The following is a 271-nucleotide window of genomic DNA, read 5'->3' on the forward strand; positions in this document are numbered from 1 at the left end:
GCAGAACCGTTAACGGCGAGCTGATCTTGTTACCCTTTTCATCTTCAATCCAGCTTTGAGCCAGATAAGGGAGTTTCGGATCGTTATTGCGCAGCGTCACGCTGATTGATTTGTCGCTTTCATTAAATATCAAACGGGTACGATCTGGCGTTACAGATGCCTGGGCAGACAAACTGGCAGCGCTGAGCAGTAACGCCAGCGTCGTAGCACCCAATTTGGCAGAGCAAAGTAAATCAGACATGGATCATTCCTTAATCACGTTATTGGTTAG

General features: G+C 47.2%; 1 protein-coding gene. It reads right to left on the reverse strand.

Going from position 1 to position 271, the window contains the following annotated elements:
* On the reverse strand, positions 1-241 hold a 241-nt coding region (locus SB756_RS30305), incomplete at its 3' end, for a fimbria/pilus periplasmic chaperone (RefSeq protein WP_410913267.1).
* Positions 242-271 lie beyond the last annotated feature (30 nt).

Origin of the sequence: Pseudomonas sp. SIMBA_068 (genome assembly GCF_046534705.1) — a bacterium.
Classification (GTDB): domain Bacteria; phylum Pseudomonadota; class Gammaproteobacteria; order Pseudomonadales; family Pseudomonadaceae; genus Aquipseudomonas; species Aquipseudomonas putida.